This window comes from Mitsuaria sp. BK041, from assembly GCF_014193085.1.
GTDB lineage: Bacteria > Pseudomonadota > Gammaproteobacteria > Burkholderiales > Burkholderiaceae_C > Roseateles.
The window spans coordinates 24,404-48,045 of the sequence record NZ_JACHYT010000002.1 but is presented as its reverse complement, the minus strand read 5'-3'; the positions used below and the strand labels follow the sequence as shown (position 1 = coordinate 48,045).

The window sequence follows — 23,642 nt, the reverse complement described above, 5'->3', positions numbered from 1 at the left end:
AGACCGCCATGGACACCGACACCGCTTCCGCTGCCACCCATCTGCACATCGTCTGCCCGTCATGCGCGGCGAAGAACCGCGTGCCGCGCGAGCGGCTGGCCGAGTCGCCTGACTGCGGCCGCTGCGGCACGCCGCTGATGCTGCCCAGGCCGGCGGAGCTCACGCCGGAGGTCTTCGACCGGTTCATCGCGGGCACCGAGTTGCCGGTCGTCGTCGACTGCTGGGCCGACTGGTGCGGGCCCTGCAAGATGATGGCGCCGCAGTTCGAGCGGGCCGCGGCGATGCTGCCGGAACTGCGCTTCGTCAAGCTCGACACCGAGGCCGCGCCGCAGCAGAGCGCGCGCTACGGCATCCGCAGCATTCCTACGCTGCTGCTGTTCCTCGATGGACAGGAGATCGCGCGGCAGGCCGGCGCCATGCCGGCCGCGGCGATCGTCGACTGGGTGCGGCGGGAGCTCGGGGCCTAGCCCTTCTCCGTCGCCCTTCTCCGCTCAGTCCGCCATCGCCTCCACCACCATCTGCACGCGCTGCTGCCCCTGGTATTCGTCGAGGCTGAGCCGGTAGGCGAGGGTGACCTGCTCCGGTAGCTGCTCGGTCCGGCCGAACCAGATCGCGTCGCGCAGCATCGCGCCCTGGCGCAGCCGCAGCTTCAAGTGGCGATCGCCAACCAGGCGTTGGTGCACCACCTGCACGCGGTCGCAGAACAGCGGCGCCTCGAAGGCCTGGCCCCAGACCTGCGCCTCGAGCTCCTGCACCGTCTCGGCGCAGAACGCCTCCGGTGGCAAGGGGCCGTCGGTGCGCAGCGTGCGGGTCAATGCGGACTCGTCCAGCCACTCGCGCGCGACCGCCTCGAAGGCGGCGGCGAAAGCCTCGACACCGCCCGGCGCGAGCGTGCAGCCGGCCGCCATCGCGTGGCCGCCGAACTTGCGCAGCAGCTCCGGATGGCGCTTGGACACCAGGTCCAGCGCGTCGCGCAGGTGGAAGCCGGGGATCGATCGTCCCGAGCCCTTGAGCTGTCCGTCGGCGCCCTCGGCGAAGACGAACACCGGCCGGTGCAGCCGGTCCTTGATCCGCGAGGCGACGATGCCGACGACGCCTTCATGGAAGTCCGCGTCGAAGAGCGCGAGCGCCGGCGGCGGCGCGCCGTTCAGGCGCGGGTCGGTCATCAGCCGCTCCAGCAGCGCGAGCGCCTGCTCCTGCATGCCGGCCTCGATCTCGCGGCGCTCGCGGTTGATGCGGTCCAGCTCGCGGCCGAGCTCCAGCGCCTGGCCGGTGTCGTCGGTCGTCAGGCAGGTGATGCCCAGCGTCATGTCCTCGAGCCGGCCCGCCGCATTGATGCGGGGTCCGAGCGCGAAGCCCAGGTCGAAGCTGTTGGCCCGCGTCGCGTCTCGACCGGCCGCGGTGAACAGCGCCTGCACGCCGGGTTGCATGCGGCCCGCGCGCATGCGGCGCAGGCCCTGCGCGACCAGCCGCCGGTTGTTGGCGTCGAGCCGCACCACGTCGGCCACGGTCCCGAGCGCGACGAGGTCCAGCAGGCCGTCCAGCCGCGGCGGCGGGCCGTCGCCGAAGGCGCCGCGCCGGCGCAATTCGCCGCGCAGCACGGTCAGCACGTAGAACGCGACGCCCACGCCCGCGAGGCTCTTGCTCGGGAAGGGACAGCCCGGCTGGTTGGGGTTCACGAGCGCGTCGGCGTCGGGGATGGTGGGCGCGCCGTCGGGGCCGACCGCGGGCAGGTGATGGTCGGTGACCAGCACCTTCAGGCCGAGCGCGCGCGCGAAGGCGACGCCGGCGTGGCTCGCGATGCCGTTGTCGACGGTCACCAGCAGCTGGGGTTCCTGCTTGAGCGCGAGCTCCACGATGGTCGGCGTCAGGCCGTAGCCGTGCACCGCGCGATCGGGCACCACGTAGCCGAGGGTGCCCGGCCGCGCGCCCAGCAGCGCCAACCCGCGCAGCATCACCGCGCAGGCCGTGGCGCCGTCGCAGTCGTAATCGGCCACGATGCACACGCGCTCGCCCGCCGTGATCGCGTCGGCCAGCAGCGTGGCGGCCTTGTCGATGCCCAGCAGGCCTTGAGGGCCTTCGGGCGGCAGCAGGTGTTTCAGGTCCGGGTCGAGCTCGTCGTGCGACAACACGCCGCGCGCGGCGAAGAGTCGCGACAGCAGCGGCGAGAAGCCGGCCTGCTGCAGCGCATGGGCGGAGTCCGGCGGGACGTCGCGGATCAGGAGGCGGGGGCTGCTCACAGGTTCTCCAGCGCGGTGGCGACGCTGAGCCGGGGCGGGGCGAAGCGCTCCTTGAGCCGCTGCCAGCTGCCCGCGTCCTTGCGCGTCCAGGTGCGGGCCAGGCGCTCGCCGCCCAGTGTCAGCGAGACGCGGCGGCCCTCGCGCACGGCGGCCAGCGCCTGCGCGATGGGGCCGGCGTCGAGGGCCTTCCAGGCCTCGCTCCAGGCGTAGAGGTCGCCGCTGGTCATCGGGCCGCGCAGGCGGTCGTCGACCACCAGGTCCGCCGGCGGCGCGGTGCCGCGATCGCGGCCGCAGCCGCTGATCCACACCGCGTTCAGCGGACGTTGCCGGCGCTCCTCGCGGGCCTGGTTGAGCGGGTGCTCATGCAGCAGCATCTGGACCTCGTTGAGCAGCGTGCGCAGGCGGCGCGCCCGCGGGTACCAGGTCTCGACGCCGCGATTCAGGACGCGGTCGACGCTGGCGGCCTCGAGACCGTCCAGGTCGTCATGCGCGACCGCCCATTCGCCCGGCGACAACCAGGCGCTGCGCCAGCCCTGGTCGGCGGGGAACAGCGCGGTGGCGAGCACTTCGAGGAAGGCGCGCGATTCATCCTCGGACAGGTCCAGCGTGGCGGGGCCCAGCGCGGTCACCCCTTCGGTGCCGACGGCGAAGTGGGCGGGCGTCAGCAGCGCCCAGGCGGCGTCGCCGGGCTCGTGGCCGGCCGCGCGCAGGCGCCAAGCGGCCAGCGGTGGGTGGTCGTCGGTGATGCCGCGGGCTTGCGCCAGGAAACGTTCGTGGGGAGGGATCGGGGTGGTCTCGTCGGCGTCGCCGACCTCGCCGGCCGGCGCCAGCAGCCCGAGCAGGTGGCTCAGGTTGGGCAGCTCCAGCTCGCGCAGGGCCCCCTCGAAATGAGGATCCAGCGCACTGGCGAAGGGGATCATCAGGTGCATGGCGGCGGATTATCGGCGTTCCCCCGGAAGGCCCCCCATCGGGCGGTCATCAAGCTTTCATCCGGCCCCGGCAACCTGTGGGGCCATGCTGACCGACACGCTCATGGCCGCCGCTGTCTCGCAAGAACCGCCTGGGGCCGAGGCGGAAGAGGGCGGCTCGATCCGGGTGCGCACGGTGTGGATCTCCGACCTGCACCTGGGCACGCCCGGCTGCCAGGCGCGGGCCCTGCTGGACTTCCTGCGCGAGGTCGAGTGCGAGCAGCTCTTCCTGGTTGGCGACATCGTCGACGGCTGGCAGCTGCGCCGCAGCTGGTACTGGCCGCAGGCCCACAACGACGTGGTGCAGAAGCTGCTGCGCAAGGCGCGCAAGGGCACCCGGGTGATCTACGTGCCGGGCAACCATGACGAATTCGCGCGCAAGTACCTGCAGCACAGCTTCGGCGGCATCGAGGTGGCGCACGAGTGGATCCACGAGACCGCCGACGGCCGCAAGTTCTGGATCACCCACGGCGATCTCTTCGACGGCGTCATCCAGCATGCCAAGTGGCTGGCCTACGTCGGCGACAGCCTCTATGAATTCACGCTCAAGCTGAACCGCCACCTCAACTCGATGCGCGCGCGCCTGGGGCTGCCGTACTGGAGCCTGAGCAAGTACCTGAAGCTCAAGGTCAAGCGCGCCGTCTCCTTCATCAGCGAGTTCGAGGAAGCGCTGGCACGCGAGGCCCGCAAGCGCGGCGTCAACGGCGTGATCTGCGGCCATATCCACCACGCCGAGCTGCGCGACATCGACGGCATCACCTACGCCAACGACGGCGACTGGGTCGAGAGCCTCACGGCGCTGGTCGAGCACGCGGACGGGCACCTGGAAATCCTGGACTGGGCGGAGCGGCAGCGCGCCGGCGCCGAGCAGGACGCGGCGCAGGCGCTCGCCGCCGCCATGCGCCAACCCGCCTGAGGGGTCCCCTCTTCGGGCGACCCGGCCCCCGCATCGCCAACTCCGGGCGGCGCCGGACGACTCGCGGCGTCGGTCATCGGGGCCGCGCCTCGTCTGCGGACTGGCTCCAAAGAGGGTCACTGGCTTGTCATACCAGCTTCATAGAATGAGTTCATGACTTTGCCCGATGTCCCGCTGCTCAACCGCGAAAACGCGATCCTCGAGTTCAACCGGCGTGTCCTGGCGCAGGCCCAGCGCGTCGACGTGCCGCTGCTGGAGCGGCTGCGCTACATCTGCATCGTGTCCAGCAACCTCGACGAGTTCTTCGAAGTGCGCTTCGCCGACATGCTCGATGCGCAGCGGGACGGCAGCGGCCTGGTGACGCCGCGCGACGTGGAGCGCGTGGGACGCGCGGCCCATGACCTGATCGACCAGCAGTACGCGATCTTCAACGACCAGGTCATGCCCGCGCTGCGCGAGCACAACATCCAGATCCTCAACCACGCCGACCGCACCGACGAGATCCGCGCGTGGGTCAGCAGGTTCTTCGAGCGGGAAGTGCGGCCGCTGCTGGTGCCGGTGGGCCTGGACCCGGCGCATCCGTTCCCGCAGGTGGCCAACAAGTCGCTGCACTTCATCGCGCGGCTGTCGGGCAAGGACGCGCTCGGACGCGACAACCGCATCGCCATCGTCAAGGTCCCGCGCGTGCTGCCGCGCGTGATCAAGGTGCCGGCGGCGATCAGCGGCGGCAAGCAGAGCTTCGTCCTGCTCACCAGCGTCATCCGCGCCCACCTCGAGGAGCTGTTCCCCGGCCGGCATGTCGAGGCCTTCTCGCAGTTCCGCGTCACGCGGGATTCGGACCTGGAGGTCGACGAGGAAGAGATCGCCAACCTGCGGCATGCGCTGCGCTCTGGCCTCACGACGCGTCATTTCGGGCGCGCGGTGCGGCTCGAGGTGGTCAACACCTGCCCGGAGGAGCTCTCGCGCTTCCTGCTCGAGCAATTCGACCTGCCGGAGGCGGCGCTGTACCGGGTCAACGGGCCGGTCAACCTGGTGCGCCTGAATGAGCTGATCGACCAGACGGATGCCGACGACCTGCGCTTCCGGCCCTATGAACCGAGTTGGCCGACCGGGCGGCTGCCGCGGGGCAAATCGATCCTGGACAAGCTGCGGACCAAGGGCGACGTGATGCTGCATCACCCGTTCGAGAGCTTCGAGCCGGTGGTGCAGCTGCTGCGCGAGGCGGTCGAGGATCCGGACGTCCTGGCCATCAAGCAGACGATCTACCGCACCGGCAGCCAGTCGGTGCTGGCGGACCTGCTGATCGAGGCGGCGCGTCGCGGCAAGGAGGTCCTCGCGGTCGTCGAGCTGAAGGCGCGCTTCGACGAGGAGGCCAACATCAACTGGGCGGAGCGGCTGGAGGCGGTCGGCGCGCAGGTGGTGTACGGCATCGTCGGCCTGAAGACGCATGCCAAGCTGATGCTGATCACGCGCCGGGAGGGCGGCAAGCTGCGGCGTTACGGCCACTTGTCGACTGGCAACTACAACCCGAAGACGGCGCGTTTCTACACGGACCTCGGCTACCTGACGGCCGATGCCGAGATGACGGCGGACATGGATCTGGTGTTCCGCCAGTTGGCGTCGCTGTCGAAGTTCAAGGCGCCGAAGAAGCTGCTGCTCGCGCCGTTCAACCTGCACCGGACGATGGTCGAGCTGCTGTCGCAGGTGGAGGAGGCCGCGCGTCGCGGCGAGCCGGCGCGGGTGGTTCTGAAGATCAATGCGTTGACGGATGCGGAGCTCATCAACGGGATCGTGCGGGCGGGCCGCGCGGGCGCGAAGGTGGACCTGATCGTGCGTGGCGCGTGCATGTTGCCGCCGGGCCTGCCGGGCGAGACGGACAACATCCTGGTGCGCTCGGTGGTGGGTCGCTTCCTCGAGCACTCGCGGATCTTTTATTTCCGCTGGGGCAAGGAGGAGCAGGAGGCCTTGTACCTGTCGAGCGCGGACTGGATGGCGCGCAACATGTTGCGTCGCATCGAGGTGGCCTGGCCGATCACTGATCCGAAGCTGCGCCAGCGCGTCATCGACGAGGGCCTGACCCCCTACCTGCACGACAGTCTGGACGCGTGGCAACTGGGCCCGGACGGCACCTCGCAGCGCATTGGCACCGAGGATTCCCCGCTGCACGTCAGCGCGCAACAAGCCCTGATGCGCCTGTACCACGAGGACCCCTGACCAAGTCCCCGCGAGGTTCACGCCCACCTCCACGCCGTCCACCTCTGTTCCTGGACGGGCATGGCCTGGGCCGGCGACTCGTGTCGGGCTGGATGACTGACTTGGACGCCGTCTGTTTGAGCGTCGCGAACCGAAGGTGAGCAGAGCGAGTTGGCGTCCGCCCGACACGAGTCGCCGGCCCAGGCCATGCCTGTCGCGCTCGCCCGCTTGCAGTCAGCGCATTGGCCTCAAGCCTCCAACGCCAACTGCACGCGCCCGATCTTGCCCCACGCGTCCAATTCTTCGCGCAGCAGGTAATGCGCCCGCGGATGTGCTTCGGCCCAGCCCTTGCGCATTTCGATGATGACGTTCATCCCTTCGCGCCGCAGCTTGATGGCTGTCGCGTCGACCTCGCTGCGCGCGTGGCATTTGATGGCGGCGAGTCGCAACGCCAGCAGCTGCCAGATCATGGGTTCTTCCTGGAGCTGTTCTTCGAGCTTGCGGAGTCCTCCCCGCTGACCGAGCGCCAGGTCTCCGAGGCGCCGGAGCTGATTCTGGGAGAAGCCTGGCGCGTCGACGTGGGAGAGCAGGTAGGCGCTGTGGCGATGGTGGTCATGGTGGGAGACCATCATGCCGATCTCATGCAGCGCGGCGGCCCAGCCGAGTTCGCGACGATGTTCTTCCTCGGCTTTCGGCGCGAGCTGCGCATGAAGCCGCTGGGCGATCTGCTGGACGCGGCCGGCCTGATCGCGGTCGACGGCGAAGCGGCGCTGGAGTTCGGCGACGGACTGTTCGCGCATGTCGCGCCCGGCGGCGAGCAGGCGGGGATCGAGGCGCTCGGCGAGGTCGAAGATGACGCCTTGGCGCAGCGCGCCCTTGGCGGGGTGGAGGCGCTCGATGTCGAAGTGGGTGAGCAGCGTGTAGAGGATGCAGAGTCCGCCGCCGACGACGGCGCGCCGGTCGTCCTTGAGGCCGGGGAGCTTGAGCGCGTCGATGCGCCCGGCGAGCAGGCACTGCTCGATGCACCAGCGCAGGCCGTCGAGGGTGATGGAGCCGTCGGGGCTGACGTTGTTGGCCGCGAGGATCTGGGCCACCGCGCCGACGGTGCCCGACGAGCCCAGGGCCTGCTTCCAGCGCGGCTGCGCGGCCTGCCGGGAGAACTGGGTGATGGCTTCCTCGAGCTCGGCGCCGGCGGCGACCTGCGCGGCGCGGAAGGCCTCGGCGGTGAAGCGGCCGTCGGGGAAGAAGCGCATCGAGAGGCTGACGCTGCCGATCTGGAAGGATTCGGCGGCGAGCGGCTGCGGCCCGCGGCCCAGGATCATCTCGGTGGATCGGCCGCCGATGTCGATGACCAGGCGGGGGTCTTCCGCGGTCTGCAGCCGCGCCACGCCCGCGTAGATCAGGCGCGCTTCCTCGCGGCCCGAGATGACTTCGATCGGATGGCCCAGCACCTCCTGCGCCCGCGCCAGGAAGGCGTTGCGGTTGCGCGCCTCACGCAGCGTCTGCGTCGCCACCGCGCGCACCTGGCGGCCGGGCAGGTCGGCGAGCCGCTCGGCGAAGCGCCGCAGGCAGTCCAGGCCGCGCTGGGCTGCCTCTTCGGTCAGCATGCTCATCGCATCCAGGCCCGCGCCCAGCCGCACCGTTTCCTTCAGGTAGTCCAGCCGGCGGTAGTGCCCGTGCTGCAACTGGGCCAGCTCAAGCCGGAAGCTGTTGGAGCCCATGTCGATGGCGGCCAGGATCGGAGGAACTTGCGCTTGCGTCATGGGGCGCGATTGTCGCGGTCTTTGGCCCGCCCGCCGGGAACCAAGTGCTTTCATCGTGCTGTCGCGACGCCGTGGTCCGGAGCCCGGCGGCCGACCGGGATAGCATCCGGCGTTCCGTCCGGAACCTTCGGATCCATTCCACCCCGCATTCCCCACGAGGAGCTGCAGATGACGAATTCCGATTCCCGCGCCGATGCCGCCGGCCTGTCCCCTGAACTCGCCGACGCGATCCGCGACGACATCGACACGCTGGCGCCGGGCCGGGGCTTCAGTCGCCGCGCCTTCGTCGGTACCGCGGTGGGCAGCGGCTTCGCCGCGGCGGTGCTGCCGGTGACGGCGCAGACGGTCACCACCGACGCGCAGGGCCTGGATGCCGGTCCGGTCAGCATCCCGGTCGGCGACTTCAAGATGCCGGCCTATGTCGCGCAGCCGGCGGGCAAGAAGCAGGCGCCGGTGGTGCTGGTGGTCAGCGAGATCTTCGGCGTGCACGAGCACATCGCCGATGTCGCGCGCCGCTTCGCCAAGCTGGGCTACCTGGCAGTCGCGCCCGACCTGTTCGCGCGTCAAGGCGATGCGAAGGTCTATTCGGACATCGCCAAGCTGCAGACCGAGATCATCCAACGCACACCTGACGCGCAGGTCCTGAACGACCTGGACGCGGCGGTGGCCTGGGCGAAGGGAATGGGCGGCAACACCTCCAAGCTCGGGATCACCGGCTTTTGCTGGGGCGGCCGGATCGTCTGGCTGTACGCCGCCCACAGCCGCGAGCTGAAGGCCGGCGTGGCGTGGTACGGCCGCCTGCAAGGCCAGACCAATGCGATGACGCCCAAGCACCCGATCGACGTCGCGGCCCAGCTGAACGCCCCGGTGCTGGGCTTGTACGGTGCGCAGGACAACGGCATCCCGGTCTCGACCGTCGCCGCGATGCAGGAGGCGCTCAAACAAGGCAGCGCGGCGGCCAAGGCCAGCGAGTTTGTCGTCTACCCTGACGCCGGCCACGCCTTCCATGCCGATTACCGCCCCAGCTACCGGCCCGATCCCGCCAAGGATGGATGGGCGCGCTGCCAGGCCTGGTTCAAGCAGCACGGGGTGTGAACGTCCCCGGCGCAAGGGGGGCTTGACGACTCTGAGACAATTTTCGGAACCCCATCCGGCGCACCCCACGTGGTGCGCCTTTTTTATCCATGACCCTGACCTACATCCTGCTGGTGACCTTCGCTGGCGGTCTGGCCTCCGTGACGATCGCGGCGATGCTGACGGTCGGCCTGCTGAGCCGCATCGTGAAGCACCTGGTGAGCCTGTCCACCGGCGTGCTCCTGTCGACCGCGCTGCTGCATGTGCTGCCGGAGGCCTTCGAGAGCGGTGCCGATCCGCACAACCTCTTCCTGGCGCTGCTGGGCGGGCTGATGTTCTTCTTCCTGCTGGAGAAGGCCGAGCTCTACCGCCACACCCACCACCACGAGGGGGACGGGCACCACCACCATCACCATTTCGACCGGGAACAGGCCGGGCGGGGTGGGTTGTCGGTGCTGGTGGGGGATTCGATCCACAACTTCTGCGACGGGATCATCATCGCGGCCGCGTTCCTCGCGGATCATCATCTGGGCTGGGTCACCGCGATGGCGATCGTGGCGCATGAGATCCCGCAGGAGGTCGGCGACTACATCGTGCTGCTGAACGCGGGGTTCTCGCGCAAGAAGGCGCTGTTCTTCAATGCGGTGTCCGGCATGGCGGCGGTGGTCGGCGGGCTGGTCGGCTACTACATCGTCGGGCCGTGGCAGCAGCTGTTCCCCTACCTGCTGGTGGCGGCGTCCAGCAGCTTCGTTTATGTCTCGGTCGCCGATCTGATCCCGCAGCTTCAGCGCCGGCTGCCCTGGAAGGACACCGCGCTGCAGCTGCTGTGGCTGGGCGTGGGCATCGTCTTCGTGCTGATCGTCGTGGGCGGGAAGCACTCCCACTGAAGCCAGCCGGCAGCGCCCGGGAGGGCGCTGCGGTCATGTGGCGTGCCGGGGAGTGCCTTATTGGGACGGCGACGCTCCCTCGCCGTGCACCACCAGTACCGGGAAGGCGCAGTGGGTCAGCACCTTCTGCGTTTCGCTGCCGAGCAGCAGCGCCTGCAGCCCGCGCCGCCCGTGCGTGGCCATCACCAGCAGGTCGGCATCGACGCGCTTGGCGTGCTCGATGATGGCTTCCCAGGGATGCAGCGCCTCCACGCTGTGGGCTTCGATCTCCAGGCCCTGGCCGCGCGCCAGCGCCAGCACCTGTCCGAGGCGTTCCTGCGCGATGCGCTCCTGGGCGTCGAAGAACTCCTGGGGCGGCGTCGGCTGCATCTCCGACACGGCGCTGTAGGGGAAGGGTTCCTTGACGCTGATGGCGAACAGCTTGGCGCCGTGGAACTTCGCGAGCTTGACGGCGGTATCGATCGCCTTGGCGGTGATGTCGGAGCCGTCGGTGGGGATCAGGATGCGCTGGAACATGGCGAGCCTCCTTCAAACGAGCGGGTGGGCTGGGTGGGCCGGCCCCCACCGAGGTGGGGTCAGGGCTTGCCGTCGCAGTCTGAGCTTCCCATGGTGCTCGCACCATGCGCGTTGTCAATAAGGGCCGTCCGTCAGCCTTTCGCCAGCGGGAAACGCGGGTTGGCGCTCCACTCGCTCCAGGAACCGGGATAGAGCCGGCTGCCGGACAGCCCGGCATGGTGCATCGCCAGCAGGTTGTGGCAGGCCGTCACGCCCGACCCGCACTGGTGCACGGTCGCATCCGCCCCTTGGGGGCCGAGCAGCGCCGCGAACTCCTCGCGCAGCAGCGCCGGCGCCTTGAACCGGCCGTCGGCGCTCAGGTTGGACTTGAAGAAGCGGTTCGTCGCGCCCGGGATGTGGCCGGCCTGGGCATCGAGCGGCTCGACTTCGCCGCGAAAGCGCTCACCGGCACGGGCATCGATCAGCCGGACCTTGCCGAGCTGGCCGAGCAGCTCCTGCGCGCTGAGCGGTTCCTCGAGCGGAGCGCCCGGCGTGAAGGCGCCGGCCGTGGCGGTGGGCAGGTCGGTGCTCACCGCGCCCCCCGCCTGTTGCCAGGCCGCGAAGCCCCCGTCCAGCACCGCGACGTCCGCATGGCCCAGCCAGCGCAGCATCCACCAGACCCGCGCGCCGTACATGCCGTCGGCCGCGTCGTAGGCCACCAGGGTTCGGCCCGAACGCAGGCCCAGTTCCCCCAGCAGGGTGGCGAAGGCGGCCCGGTCCGGCAGCGGATGGCGGCCGCGGAAAACGCCGAAGGCGTCCTGCTTCGGGCCGCTGAGGTCGCGGTCCAGGTGGAGGTAGAAGGCGCCAGGAATGTGGCCGGCGGCGTAGGCGCGCTCGCCGGCCGAGGTGTCGGTCAGGTCGAAGCGGACATCGACGACCAGCGGCGGTGCGTCGGACGCCAGCAGCGCCTGCAACTGCCCGACGGAGATCAGGCCATCAAGGCGGGGGGGAGTGGGGGCGGAGACTGCGGAGCTGGTCGGGGTCGTCGCGGAGGTCGTCATGGCGCTTCAGGATTCCTGGACCGAGTGCTGGGCGTCCTTGGGGGTGTTCCGGGCGCGCAACAGCGTCGCCCCCAGGCCCGCGCCCACGATCAGCAGGATGCCGATCCAGGAGGCCAGGCCCAGCCGGTCGCCGAAAAGGAGCACACCATACAACGCCGAGAACACGATGCCCAGGTATTGGAGCGACGCGTTTACCAGCGGCTTGCCGGTGCCGTAGGCGCGCGTCATCAGCAGCTGTGCAGCCGTGGCCAGCACGCCGACGGCCAGCAGCAGCGCCGCGCCGGTCCAGGTGTGGTCATGCCAGCCGCCGTGCGAGGCGATGGTCGTCAGCGCGCCGGCGACCACGCCGCCCATCGAGAAGTAGAAGACGATGCGGTACTCGGGCTCGCCGGCGCGGCCCAGCGACGTCACCTGCAGGTAGGCCATCGCCGACAGCATGCCGGACGCCAGGCCCGCCAGGCCGTGCCAGACCTGCTGGTCCTCCATCGCCGGCTGCAGCACCAGGCCGACGCCGAGGAAGCCCAGCAGCACCGTGATGATCAGCCGGGGATCGACCTTGGCCGCGCCCATCAGTACCGCCCCGCCAATCAGGAACAGCGCCATCCACACCGACGACATGTAGTTGAGCGTCATCGCGGTGGCCAGCGGCAGCTTGCTGATCGCGAAGAACCACAGCGACAGCGCGATCACGCCCGACAGGCTGCGCCAGAAGTGCATCGCCGGCACGGTGGTCTTCAGCGACAGCCCCTTGACCCGCGTCATCGCGAACAGGAACAGCGTGCCGACCAGGCCGCGGTACATGACGATCTCGCCGGCGCCGTAGTAGGCCGAGGCCAGCTTGACGCAAACGCCCATGGTGGCGAACAGCAAGGTCGCCAACACCATCAGAAGGGGTGCAGACATGCGGGGGATTCTCGCGCCGAAGGCCGGCCCGCCCTGTTGTGGGGACCCGCAAAAGCGAACGCCCCGCAAGAGCGGGGCGTTGTGCGCACCGGAGGGCGATGCGGCTGGGAACGGGGGCGGGGACCGGATCAGCGCTTCATCAGCGCCCGGTACCACTCGTGGAAGTGCTTCATGCCGTCCTCCATCGGCGTCTGGTACGGGCCGACCTCGTTGTCGCCCCGCTCCATCAGCGCCTTGCGGCCGGCGTCCATGCGCAGCGCGATCTCATCGTCCTCGACACAGGTTTCCATGTAGGCCGCCTGCTGGGCTTCGACGAAGTCACGCTCGAAGGCGACGATTTCCTCGGGGTAATAGAACTCCACGATGTTGGTGGTCTTCTGCGCGCCCTTGGGGAACAGCGTCGAGACCACCAGCACGTTGGGATACCACTCCACCATGATGTTGGGGTAGTAGGTCAGCCAGATCGCGCCCTGGTCGGGCGACTGCCCGCCCGAGAAACCCAGCACCTGCTCATGCCACTTGGCGTAGACCGCGGAGCCCGGCTTTTCCAGCGCCTTGTTGACGCCGACCGTCTGCACCGAATAGTCGCGACCGAACTCCCACGCCAGGTCGTCGCAGGCGACGAACTGGCCCAGCCCCGGGTGGAACGGGCCGACGTGGTAGTCCTCCAGGTAGACCTCGATGAAGGTCTTCCAGTTGTAGTCGCACTCGTGGACATGGACCTTGTCGAGCTGGTAGCCGCTGAAGTCCAGCGCGCCGCGCGGGCCCAGCCGGGCCAGGTCGGCGGCGATGTCGCGGCCGTTGTCCTCGAACAGCAGGCCGTTCCACTCGCGGATCTTGTAGCGGTTCAGGTGCAGGCAGGGGTCCTGCTTGAAGTGGGGCGCGCCGACGAGCTCGCCCTTGAGGTCGTAGGTCCAGCGGTGCAGCGGGCAGACGATGTGGCTGCGCGTGTTGCCGCGGCCCCGCAGCATCACCGCCTGGCGGTGGCGGCAGACGTTGGAGATCAGCTCCAGGCCCTGCGGGCCGCGCACGATCGCCCGACCTTCGCCTTCCTGCGGCAGGGCGTAGTAGTCGCCGACCTCGGGCACGGCCAGCGCATGGCCGAGGTAGCGGGGACCGTGCTGGAAGATCAGTTCCTGTTCGCGGCGGAACAGGTCCTCGTCGAAGTAGGAGGTGACAGGCAGCTGGAGGTGGCTGGGGGCCGTGCTGCGTTCAAGCGGGCTGAGAGGGATGCTCAGGTCGGACATGATCCAAGAGGGTCTCCAAGACACCAATGTCAACCGTGACCGGCCGCCCCCCAGATTGGACGGGCCGGCATGTGGGACTGAGTGAAACAACGCCGGACGCTGCCGGAGCTCGGGGGCGATGGCCGCGCGGCGCCGCGAGCGAACGCGGTTGGGGCCCCGGCCGGGAAGTCGCCCCGATGACTGCCGGGCCCTTTGGGGGACAACGGAGCAGGCAAAGGAACCGGTGATTGTACCCGGACCGCCCCTTCAGGGGGAGGCAGGAGGCCGACGAAGCGGTCCGTCACCCGGAAACACCCGCTGACGCCTGTGGCGCTCGATTCACATCCCCCGACAGTCGGACCCCAGGCGGGGGAGTGCCGGTGCTTACAATCGGCCTTTTCGCGTTTTGAAATGAGCAAGCCTTCCGCCAGCGCCAAGTCGGCGCCGCCCACGTCCCAGGAGCAGGAGCCCGCCAGTTATGAATTGGCGGTCGAGGAGTTGGAACGTCTGGTGCAGGCCATGGAGGCCGGTCAACTGCCGCTGGACCAGTTACTGGCCAGTTACCAGCGGGGGGCCGCATTGCTCAACTACTGCCGCGCGCGGCTCCAGGCCGTCGAACAACAAGTACAGGTCATCGAAGGTGGCGGCGCGCAGGCTTGGGGAGAAGAGTAATTGGATGCCGGTGTCTTCGAACGTTGGGTGAAGCAGTCGCTTGAGGAAGTCGAGCAGGCGCTGGAGGCCTGGGTGCCCGCGGGCGCCCCGGCCGGCCTCGGTGAGGCCATGCGCTACGCGGTGCTGGGCGCCGGCAAGCGCCTGCGTCCGCTGCTGGTGCTGGCCGCGGCGGAAGCCGTCGGCGGGCAGCGCGAGGCGGCGTTGCGCGCGGCCTGCGCGGTGGAACTGATCCATGCCTATTCGCTGGCGCACGACGACATGCCCTGCATGGACAACGACGTGCTGCGCCGCGGCAAGCCGACGCTGCACGTGCAGTACGGCGAGGCGCAGGCCATGCTGGCCGGCGACGCGATGCAGGCGCTGGCCTTCGACGTGCTGACGCCGGACGAAGGCCTGCCGCCCGCGCTGCAGGCGAAGCTCTGCCGCCTGCTGGCGCGCGCCAGCGGCTATGACGGCATGGCCGGCGGCCAGGCGATCGACCTGGCCAGCATCGGCAAGCCGCTGGACGAGGCCGCCTTGCGCGACATGCACCGCCGCAAGACTGGCGTCCTGCTGCAGGCCAGCGTCCTGATGGGCGCGGCGAGCGGCGACCTGCCCCCCGCCGCCTGGGAGGCGCTGAGCCGCTACGGCGCCGCGATCGGCCTGGCCTTCCAGGTCGTCGACGACATCCTGGACGTCACCCAGGACAGTGACGTGCTCGGCAAGACCGCCGGCAAGGATCAGGACAACAACAAGCCGACCTACGTCAGCGTGCTGGGCCTGGAGCCCGCCCGCGCCTATGCGCTGCGCCTGCGCGACGAGGCCCATCAGGCCCTCGCCGCCAGCGGCCTGGCCGACACCGCCTGGCTCAGCCTGCTGGCTGACAAGGTGGTCGAGCGCGACAACTGAACCGGCGAGAGAGAGGCCAGGCCATGAGCGAGAACACCACCACCGCGACGGCTTCGCAGACGCTGCTCGGCGCGATCGACAGCCCCGCGGACCTGCGGCGCCTGTCGCGCAGCCAGCTGCCGCAACTGGCGGACGAGGTCCGCGCGCACATCCTGAACAGCGTGTCCAAGACCGGCGGCCACCTGTCGTCGAACCTCGGCACCGTCGAGATGACGATCGCGCTGCATTACGTCTACGACACGCCGCGCGACCGGCTGGTGTGGGACGTGGGTCACCAGACCTATCCGCACAAGATCCTCACCGGCCGCCGTGACGCGATGGCCACGCTGCGCCAGCAGGGGGGCATCTCCGGCTTCCCGCGCCGCGACGAGAGCGAGTACGACACCTTCGGCACGGCGCACTCGAGCACCTCGATCTCGGCCGCGCACGGCATGGCGATGGGCGCCAAGCTCAAGGGTGAATCGCGCCGCGTGGTGGCGATCATCGGCGACGGCGCGATGACCGCCGGCATGGCCTTCGAGGCGCTGAACAACGCCGGCGTCGCCCATGGCGGCCTGCTGGGCGACGTGCTGGTGATCCTGAACGACAACGACATGTCGATCAGCCCGCCGGTGGGCGCGCTGAACAAGTACTTCACCCGGCTGATGAGCGGCAAGTTCTACGCCGCCGCGCGCGAGGGCGCGAAGTCGGTGCTCAAGCACACGCCGCTGTATGAATTCGCGCGCCGCTTCGAGGAGCACACCAAGGGCATGTTCGTGCCCGGCACGATCTTCGAGGAATTCGGCTTCAACTACGTCGGCCCGATCGACGGCCACGACCTGGACGCGCTGATCCCCACGCTGGAGAACCTGCGCGACAAGAAGGGTCCGCAGTTCCTGCACCTGGTCACGCGCAAGGGCCAGGGCTACAAGCTGGCCGAGGCCGACCCGGTCAAGTACCACGGCCCCACGCCCTTCAACCCGGCCGAAGGCATCAAGCCGTCCACCACGCCGGCGAAGAAGACCTTCACGCAGGTCTTCGGCGACTGGCTCTGCGACATGGCCGAGGCCGATCCGACGCTGGTCGGCATCACGCCGGCGATGCGCGAGGGCTCGGGCATGGTCGAGTTCCACAAGCGCTTCCCGACGCGCTACTACGACGTCGGCATCGCCGAGCAGCACGCGATCACCTTCGCCGGTGGCCTGGCCTGTGAGGGCCTGCGGCCGGTGGTGGCGATCTACTCGACCTTCCTGCAGCGCGGCTACGACCAACTGGTCCACGACGTGGCGCTGCAGAACCTGCCGGTGCTGTTCGCGCTCGACCGCGCTGGCCTGGTCGGCGCCGACGGCGCGACGCATGCCGGCAACTACGACATCGCCTTCACGCGCTGCATTCCGAACATGAGCGTGATCACGCCGTCGGATGAGAACGAGTGCCGCCAGGCCTTGTACACCGGTCACCTGCACGACGGCCCGGTGACGGTCCGCTACCCGCGCGGTGCCGGCATCGGCGCCGAGATCAAGAAGGACATGGTCGCCTTGCCCTGGGGCAAGGGCGAGATGCGTCGTCAGTCGTCGCTGCCGCAGACCGCCGGCCGCGCCGCGCCGCGCGTGGCGATCCTGGCCTTCGGCACGCTGCTGCACCCGGCGCTGAAGGCGGCCGAGGCGCTGGACGCGAGCGTCGCCAACATGCGCTTCGTGAAGCCGCTGGACGTCCAGCTCGTCAAGGAACTGGCCCGCACGCACGATGCCCTGGTGACCGTCGAGGACGGTTGCGTCATGGGCGGTGCCGGCAGCGCGGTGCTGGAAGCGCTGCAGGCGGAAGGCCTGGCGGTGCCGGTGCTGCAGCTGGGCCTGCCCGACGAGTACGTGGAGCACGGCGAGCCCGGCAAGCTGATGGCCCAGTGCGGCCTGGACGCGGCGGGCATCGAGCAGTCGATCCGCGCGCGCTTCCTGTCGATGCCGGCAGCCGCGCCGGTGCTGCGGTCCGTCGCCAATCAGTGATCCGCCGCTGAGGCGGGCCGGTCCTTCGAGTGGACCGGCTGACCATGTCGAACCCATCCCCCTGAACGGCGCTGGCCTCGCGGTCAGCGCCGTTGTCGTTTGGCGCCGTCCGCGGCCTGCGCGGCGATGGCGGGCGCGAGGGCGCGCTTCACCGCGTCGATGAAGTCCTGCGCCAGCGCGTGGCCGGGACGGTGCAGCGCCCACAGGGCCTGGATGCGGAAGGGCACCGACACCGAGAGCGGTCGGATGTGCAGTCCCGGTCCGGCGCAGGCGCGCGCCGTCAACGGATTCACGAGCGCGATCCCCAGGTTCTCCTGGACCAGCGCGCACACGGCGATCGCGCTGTGCGTCTCCAGTTGCAGCCGGCGCTGGACGCCGGCGGCCGCGAAGATCGCGTCGAACTGGCGGCGATAGGGATCCTCCGACGACAGGCTGACGAAGCGCTCGCCGTCGAAGTCCCGCGGCGTCAGCACCGCGCGTTCGAGCAGGCGATGGCCCGCCGGCAGCACGCAGACCTCGTCGAGTTCCGCCAGCGTCTCGCTGCGCGTGCCGGGCACGGTCGCGGAGACCTCGCTCAGGCCGATGTCGAAGCGCTGCGCCGCCATCCATTCCTCGAGCAGCGGGGACTCCTGCGGCGTCAGCGTCAAGCCGGCCTGCGGATGGCGACCCGCCCAGTCGGCGCTCGCGGCGGGCAGCAGCGCATGCGCCAGCGCCGGGAGCGTCAGCACCTGCAGCCGTTCGTCCTCGGCCCGTCCCAGCGCCTGCGCGCGCGCCACCACCTGGTCCAGGCCCTGATAGGCGCGCTGGACTTCGTCGAACAGCGCCATCGCTCGCGCGGTGGGCCGCAGTCGGCCGGGCGCGCGGTCGAAGAGGACGTAACCCAGCAGCGACTCCATGCGCGCCAGGTCGCGGCTCACCGTGGGTTGGGAGGTGAAGAGCAGTTGCGCCGCGCCCGTGACGCTGCCGGCGGTCATGACGGCGCGGAAGACTTCGATATGACGATGCGTGATCGGGAGCGGCATCGGTCCAGCATATCAGTCCATATCAGGAATGAATCCGACAAGGAAAACAAAGCATTTGATTGAATGATCCGAGGCGACGATGCTTGCGGCAGTCTGAATACACCCCAAAAGGAACGCCGAGATGCCGCAAGTCCTCACCCCCGCCCGCGAACAACAGCTGCGCGCGCTCGCCGTCCGCCATGGCACGCCGCTTTGGGTGTACGACGCGGCGGTCATCCGTGAGCGCATCGCCGCGCTGAAGGGCTTCGACACCGTCCGCTTCGCCCAGAAGGCCTGCTCCAACACCCACATCCTGCGGCTGATGCGGGAGCAGGGCGTGAAGGTGGATTCGGTGTCGCGCGGCGAGGTGCTGCGCGCGCTGGCCGCCGGCTACACCGTGGGCACCGGCGCGGACGCGGTCCACTCGGACATCGTGTTCACCGCCGACCTGCTGGATCGCGAGACGCTCGCGACCGTCGTGGCGCATCGCGTCCCGGTCAATGCCGGCTCGATCGACATGCTGGAGCAGCTCGGCGAAGTCTCGCCCGGTCACCCGGTGTGGCTGCGCCTGAATCCGGGCTTCGGCCATGGTCACAGCAACAAGACGAATACTGGCGGCGAGCACAGCAAGCACGGCATCTGGCATGAGCAACTGGGCGAGGCACTGGCCGTCATCGCGCGGCGCGGGCTCACGCTGATCGGGCTGCACATGCACATCGGCTCCGGGGTGGATTACGCGCATCTGGGCCGCGTATGCGGCGCCATGGTCGAGCTGGTGCGGGTCGTCCGGGGCGCCGGCCAGGACCTGCAGGCGATCTCCGCCGGAGGGGGGCTTTCCATCCCCTATCAGGCGGGTAACGACCCGATCGACACCGCCCATTACTTCAGCCTGTGGGATGCCGCCCGCAAGGAGGCCGAAAACGTCATCGGCCATCGCCTGGCGCTCGAACTGGAACCGGGCCGCTACCTGGTCGCCGAATCGGGGGTGCTGCTCGCCGAAGTGCGCGCCGTGAAGACCCAGGGCCGCCAGCACTTCCTGCTGGTGGATGCCGGCTTCAATGAACTGATGCGCCCGGCGATGTACGGCAGCTACCACGCGATGAGCCTGCTCGCCGCGGATGGCCAGGAGCGGCCGGTGCGACCGACGGTCGTCGCCGGACCGCTGTGCGAGTCGGGTGACGTCTTCACCCAGGCCGAGGGCGGGGTGGTGCTGGCGCGGGAATTGCCGCAAGCGCGGATCGGCGACCTGCTGGTCATCCATGACACCGGCGCGTACGGCGCGTCGATGTCCAGCAACTACAACAGCCGGCCGCTGATCGCCGAGGTGCTGGTGGACGGCGACTCCGACCGCCTGATCCGCCGCCGCCAGACGGTGGAGGAACTGCTGGCGCTCGAGGCGCTGTAAGCCAATCGGTCGACAGGATCGGCAGACGCGGCCACTGCCGCGTGACTGCCGTGTGACGCTTTTGCTATCGCATAAAGCTGTTTTGATAGTTTGGCTCAATAGGGATTGGCAATAGGCTGCATTGGGGAATTCAACCCCGTCGATAGCAGCAGCCCCCTATCATTCCGTCCATCCCATCAACCCTGACTCGAGAGACCAAGCAATGTCCCTGATCAACACCCAAGTCCAACCCTTCAAGGCCCAAGCGTTCCACAACGGCAAGTTCATCGAGGTCACGGAAGAGTCGCTCAAGGGCAAGTGGTCCGTGCTGATCTTCATGCCGGCCGCCTTCACCTTCAACTGCCCGACCGAAGTCGAAGACGCCGCCGACAACTATGGCGAGTTCCAGAAGCTGGGCGCCGAGGTCTACATCGTCACCACCGACACGCACTTCTCGCACAAGGTGTGGCACGAGACCTCGCCGGCCGTCGGCAAGGCCAAGTTCCCGCTGGTCGGCGACCCGACCCACGCGCTGACCAACGCCTTCGGCGTGCACATCCCGGAAGAAGGCCTGGCGCTGCGCGGCACCTTCGTGATCAACCCGGAAGGCGTGATCAAGACCCTGGAAGTGCATGACAACGCCATCGCCCGCGACGTCAAGGAGACGCTGCGCAAGCTGAAGGCCGCCCAGTACGTCGCCAAGAACCCGGGCCAGGTCTGCCCGGCCAAGTGGAACGAAGGCGACAAGACCATCGCCCCGTCGCTGGACCTGGTCGGCAAGATCTGAGGATCTCGCCCACAGGGGTGAAGTGTCCTTCCGAAGAAGGACCTTCCCCCGACCGGTGATCCGGATGAGGACATTCCTCTCCCCCTCACTGCAGAAGCGTCGCTCGTGGACCGCGTCGGTCCGCGGGGCGGCGTTCGGCCGCCCCTTCGACCTGCAAGGGGGGCCAGTTCTCGAAGTCGCTTGAAGCAATTTGAAAGGAAGCAACGATGTTGGACGACAACCTGAAGGCGCAGCTCAAGGCCTACCTGGAGCGGGTGACGCTGCCGTTCGAGATCGAAGCCTCCTTGAGCGACTCCGCGAGCTCCGCCGAGCTGAAGCAACTGCTTCAGGACATCGCCGCGATGTCCGACAAGATCACGCTGCGCCTGGACGGCAACGATGCGCGCAAGCCCTCGTTCAGCCTCAAGCGCACGGGCACCGAGCAGAGCCTGCGTTTCGCCGGCATCCCGCTGGGCCATGAGTTCACCTCGCTGGTGCTGGCGCTGCTGTGGACCGGCGGCCACCCGCCCAAGGTCGAGCAATCGGTGATCGACCAGATCCAGGGCCTGGACGGCGACTACGCCTTCGAGGTCTACATGTCCCTGACCTGCCACAACTGCCCGGACGTCGTGCAGGCGCTGTCGCTGATGTCGGTGCTGAATCCGCGCATCAAGACGGTGATCGTCGACGGCGCGCTGTTCCAGGACGAGGTCAATGCCCGCGAGATCATGGCCGTTCCGACGGTCTACCTGAACGGCCAGGAATTCGGCTCGGGCCGCATGACGGTCGAGGAGATCGCCGCGAAGCTGGACACTGGCGCGGCGGCCAAGGACGCCGCCAAGCTGTCGGCCAAGGACCCGTATGACGTGCTGATCGTCGGCGGCGGCCCGGCTGGCGCCGCGGCGGCGGTGTACGCCGCCCGCAAGGGCATCCGCACCGGCATCGCGGCCGAGCGCTTCGGCGGCCAGGTCAACGACACGCTGGCGATCGAGAACTACATCTCCGTGCTGTCGACCGACGGCCCGAAGTTCTCGATGGCGCTGGAGTCGCACGTCAAGGATTACGGCGTCGACGTGATGAACCTGCAGCGCGCCGACAAGCTGGTGCCGGCGACGACGCCGGGCGGCCTGGTCGAGGTGCAGCTGGCCAATGGCGGGTCGCTCAAGAGCAGGACGGTCATCATTTCCACGGGCGCCCGCTGGCGCAATGTCAACGTGCCCGGCGAGCAGGAATACAAGAACAAGGGCGTGGCCTACTGCCCGCACTGTGACGGTCCGCTGTTCAAGGGCAAGCGGGTGGCGGTGATCGGCGGCGGCAACTCCGGCGTCGAGGCGGCGATCGACCTGGCCGGCATCGTGTCCCACGTGACGCTGCTGGAATTCGGCGACGCGCTGCGCGCCGATGCGGTGCTGGTCAAGAAGCTGGAAAGCCTGCCCAACGTGGTGATCCTGACGCAGGCGCAGACGACCGAGTTCACCGGCACGGCCGGCAAGCTCGACGGCCTGAACTACACCGATCGCGCCACCGGCGAAGCCCGGCGCATCGAACTGGAAGGCGTGTTCGTGCAGATCGGCCTGGTGCCCAACACCGAATGGCTGCGCGGCACGGTGGAGCTGTCCAAGCACGGCGAGATCATCGTCGACGCCAAGGGCCAGACCTCGGTGCCGGGCGTGTTCGCGGCGGGTGATGCGACGACGGTGCCGTACAAGCAGATCATCATCGCCGCCGGCGACGGCGCGAAGGCCGCGCTCAGCGCGTTCGACCATCTGATCCGCAACTGACGAGAGAGCCGCTGTCTCTCTGCTGACGCCCCTGACGGGGCGTCAGTCGTTTGAGGGTGAGCCAGCCAGCGGCCGTGGCCTAGCGCCGACTCCGCCACAGGCTCTCCGCGCTGTAGACCGCGAGCGCCGACCAGATCAGCACGAAGCCCACCAGCCGCGCGCCCGCGAGCGGCTCGTGATAGAGCCACACGCCCAGCAGGAACTGGATCGTCGGCGACAGGTATTGCACCAGTCCGAGGGTCGTCAGCGTGATGCGCCGCGCGCCGGCGGCGAACAGCAGCAGCGGGATGGCGGTGAGCGGTCCGGCCAGCAGCAGCCAGGCCGCCTGGCCGGCATCGCCGCTGGCAAAGGCGCTGCTGCCCTGCACCGTCCAGTAGATCAGCGCCCCGGCGGCGAAGGGCGACAGGATCAGCGTCTCCAGCGTCAGCCCCTCCAGCGCGCCCAGCTGCGCCGTCTTGCGCATCAGCCCGTAGAAACCGAAGCTCAGCGCGAGCACCAGCGCAATCCACGGCAGCCGCCCTGCGGTCACCGTCAGCCAGACCACGCCGGCCGCGGCCAGGCCGATCGCCAGCCATTGCACCGGCCGCAGCCGCTCGCGCAGGAACACGAATCCCAACATCACGTTGACCAGCGGGTTGATGAAGTAGCCCAGGCTGGCCTCGACCACATGGCCGTGCTGCACCGCCCACACGTACACCAGCCAGTTGCTCGACAGCAGCAGCGCCGACAGCGCGCAGGTCGCGAGCAGCCGCGGCGATCGCAGCACCGGTCGCAGCCATGCCCAGCGCCGCAGGCCGGCCAGCACCAGCGCCACGAACACCAGCGACCAGACCGTCCGATGCGCGATGACCTCGAGCGCGTTCACCTCGCTCAGGCGCTTGAAGTACAGCGGGAACAGGCCCCAGGCGATGTAGGCGAGCGCGGCGTAGAGCATGCCGGTGCGGGCATGGGCGCGGTCGGTGGGGGTCGAGGTGTCGTTGGTCATGGCGGGCTGGCCGGGAGGGCCCGCGATTCTGCCCAAGCCCACCGGCCCGCGTTGTCGAAGGGACGAGCGCCCGTTCGTCGTCCCTGGTCGCCCCTCTTTTCTTGCGACCCGCTTCGTCGCAGGATCGCCGACCATGGCCCACGTCGAATTCACCGCCCAACTGCACCGCTACGTCGATACGCCGAAGCTGGACTGCGACGCCCGCACACTGGGCGAGGCGCTGGCCCGGGCCTTCGACCGGAATCCCCGCCTGCGCGGCTACATCCTGGACGACCAGGGCCATCTGCGCACCCATGTGGCCGTCTTCATCGATGGCCACCGCGCCCAGGACCGCCTCGGGCTGACGGACGCGCTGACCGCGCAGTCCAAGGTCTACGTGCTGCAGGCCCTGTCCGGGGGATAGCCCCAGGAGCCGCGGACGCGGCGCTGTCGAGAACCGCGCCGCTCGAACGTCGTC

Annotated in this window: 21 protein-coding genes; 12 read left to right on the top strand and 9 right to left on the bottom strand. The window is 69.1% G+C overall.

Translation table 11 applies throughout. The features are described 5' to 3' along the window. Positions 1-8: 8 nt before the first annotated feature. Positions 9-467, top strand: a complete 459-nt coding sequence (trxC, locus tag FHT38_RS16080) for a thioredoxin TrxC (RefSeq protein ID WP_183492546.1) — start codon at positions 9-11, stop codon at positions 465-467. A 24-nt stretch (positions 468-491) separates the two neighbouring features. Here the strand turns inward: trxC and recJ are convergent, their stop codons facing one another. Next, positions 492-2,240, bottom strand: coding sequence for a single-stranded-DNA-specific exonuclease RecJ (gene recJ, locus FHT38_RS16075; protein WP_183492545.1), 1,749 nt, complete (start codon positions 2,238-2,240; stop codon positions 492-494). Further along, positions 2,237-3,169, bottom strand: coding sequence for a hypothetical protein (locus FHT38_RS16070; protein WP_183492544.1), 933 nt, complete (start codon positions 3,167-3,169; stop codon positions 2,237-2,239). Before FHT38_RS16070 ends, recJ begins: the two co-directional genes overlap by 4 nt. A 103-nt stretch (positions 3,170-3,272) precedes the next feature. Here FHT38_RS16070 and FHT38_RS16065 point away from each other — a divergent pair, with 103 nt between their 5' ends. Continuing rightward, entirely contained in the window at positions 3,273-4,124 is an 852-nt protein-coding gene (locus FHT38_RS16065; protein ID WP_183493565.1) for a UDP-2,3-diacylglucosamine diphosphatase, read from the top strand. A 153-nt stretch (positions 4,125-4,277) separates the two neighbouring features. After that, positions 4,278-6,338: a polyphosphate kinase 1 gene (gene ppk1 / locus FHT38_RS16060; RefSeq protein ID WP_183492543.1), complete on the top strand. Its 2,061-nt coding sequence runs from the start codon at positions 4,278-4,280 to the stop codon at positions 6,336-6,338. Positions 6,339-6,565: 227 nt separating this feature from the next. On the opposite strand, the gene FHT38_RS16055 is transcribed toward ppk1, so the two are convergent. Beyond that, on the bottom strand, positions 6,566-8,080 hold the full coding sequence (locus FHT38_RS16055; RefSeq protein ID WP_183492542.1) for a Ppx/GppA phosphatase family protein: 1,515 nt from the start codon (positions 8,078-8,080) through the stop codon (positions 6,566-6,568). Positions 8,081-8,248: 168 nt separating this feature from the next. Between FHT38_RS16055 and FHT38_RS16050 the strand changes: the two genes are divergently transcribed. Next, positions 8,249-9,175, top strand: a complete 927-nt coding sequence (locus FHT38_RS16050; protein WP_183492541.1) for a dienelactone hydrolase family protein — start codon at positions 8,249-8,251, stop codon at positions 9,173-9,175. Positions 9,176-9,264: 89 nt separating this feature from the next. Next, complete coding sequence (locus FHT38_RS16045; protein ID WP_091725455.1) at positions 9,265-10,041, top strand: ZIP family metal transporter; 777 nt, start codon at positions 9,265-9,267, stop codon at positions 10,039-10,041. A gap of 57 nt (positions 10,042-10,098) precedes the next feature. Here the strand turns inward: FHT38_RS16045 and FHT38_RS16040 are convergent, their stop codons facing one another. The 4 genes from FHT38_RS16040 to FHT38_RS16025 form a co-directional block, all read right to left on the bottom strand. Continuing rightward, complete coding sequence (locus FHT38_RS16040) at positions 10,099-10,557, bottom strand: universal stress protein (protein WP_091725452.1); 459 nt, start codon at positions 10,555-10,557, stop codon at positions 10,099-10,101. A 131-nt stretch (positions 10,558-10,688) separates the two neighbouring features. Beyond that, on the bottom strand, positions 10,689-11,597 hold the full coding sequence (locus FHT38_RS16035; protein ID WP_183492540.1) for a sulfurtransferase: 909 nt from the start codon (positions 11,595-11,597) through the stop codon (positions 10,689-10,691). Positions 11,598-11,603: 6 nt separating this feature from the next. Next, the gene (locus FHT38_RS16030; RefSeq protein WP_183492539.1) at positions 11,604-12,500 is read right to left on the bottom strand and encodes a DMT family transporter; all 897 of its coding nucleotides are present in this window, start codon (positions 12,498-12,500) and stop codon (positions 11,604-11,606) included. Positions 12,501-12,628: 128 nt separating this feature from the next. Further along, a complete protein-coding gene (locus tag FHT38_RS16025) occupies positions 12,629-13,747 on the bottom strand; it encodes an aromatic ring-hydroxylating dioxygenase subunit alpha (RefSeq protein ID WP_091725445.1) in 1,119 nt (372 codons plus the stop codon). A gap of 390 nt (positions 13,748-14,137) precedes the next feature. Here FHT38_RS16025 and xseB point away from each other — a divergent pair, with 390 nt between their 5' ends. The 3 genes from xseB to dxs are packed head-to-tail and all read left to right on the top strand — an operon-like array spanning position 14,138 to position 17,268. Further along, positions 14,138-14,398 carry an exodeoxyribonuclease VII small subunit gene (xseB, locus tag FHT38_RS16020; protein ID WP_091725443.1) on the top strand — a complete coding sequence of 87 codons (261 nt, stop codon included), beginning with the start codon at positions 14,138-14,140 and terminating at the stop codon, positions 14,396-14,398. Then, entirely contained in the window at positions 14,399-15,286 is an 888-nt protein-coding gene (locus tag FHT38_RS16015; protein WP_091725440.1) for a polyprenyl synthetase family protein, read from the top strand. Between the two features lie 23 nt (positions 15,287-15,309). Further along, positions 15,310-17,268, top strand: coding sequence for a 1-deoxy-D-xylulose-5-phosphate synthase (dxs, locus tag FHT38_RS16010; RefSeq protein ID WP_183492538.1), 1,959 nt, complete (start codon positions 15,310-15,312; stop codon positions 17,266-17,268). A gap of 83 nt (positions 17,269-17,351) precedes the next feature. On the opposite strand, the gene FHT38_RS16005 is transcribed toward dxs, so the two are convergent. After that, positions 17,352-18,290 carry a LysR family transcriptional regulator gene (locus tag FHT38_RS16005; protein ID WP_183481646.1) on the bottom strand — a complete coding sequence of 313 codons (939 nt, stop codon included), beginning with the start codon at positions 18,288-18,290 and terminating at the stop codon, positions 17,352-17,354. Positions 18,291-18,411: 121 nt separating this feature from the next. Here FHT38_RS16005 and lysA point away from each other — a divergent pair, with 121 nt between their 5' ends. From lysA to ahpF, 3 genes are all read left to right on the top strand, one after another. Continuing rightward, positions 18,412-19,674: a diaminopimelate decarboxylase gene (gene lysA / locus FHT38_RS16000; RefSeq protein WP_183492537.1), complete on the top strand. Its 1,263-nt coding sequence runs from the start codon at positions 18,412-18,414 to the stop codon at positions 19,672-19,674. Between the two features lie 202 nt (positions 19,675-19,876). After that, positions 19,877-20,440, top strand: a complete 564-nt coding sequence (gene ahpC / locus FHT38_RS15995) for an alkyl hydroperoxide reductase subunit C (protein WP_091725431.1) — start codon at positions 19,877-19,879, stop codon at positions 20,438-20,440. 206 nt (positions 20,441-20,646) lie between these two features. Then, positions 20,647-22,200: an alkyl hydroperoxide reductase subunit F gene (ahpF, locus tag FHT38_RS15990; protein ID WP_183481641.1), complete on the top strand. Its 1,554-nt coding sequence runs from the start codon at positions 20,647-20,649 to the stop codon at positions 22,198-22,200. 79 nt (positions 22,201-22,279) lie between these two features. Here ahpF and rarD read toward each other — a convergent pair whose 3' ends face one another. Further along, entirely contained in the window at positions 22,280-23,185 is a 906-nt protein-coding gene (gene rarD, locus FHT38_RS15985) for an EamA family transporter RarD (RefSeq protein ID WP_183492536.1), read from the bottom strand. A 133-nt stretch (positions 23,186-23,318) separates the two neighbouring features. Here rarD and FHT38_RS15980 point away from each other — a divergent pair, with 133 nt between their 5' ends. Beyond that, the gene (locus tag FHT38_RS15980; protein WP_091725423.1) at positions 23,319-23,588 is read left to right on the top strand and encodes a MoaD/ThiS family protein; all 270 of its coding nucleotides are present in this window, start codon (positions 23,319-23,321) and stop codon (positions 23,586-23,588) included. Positions 23,589-23,642 lie beyond the last annotated feature (54 nt).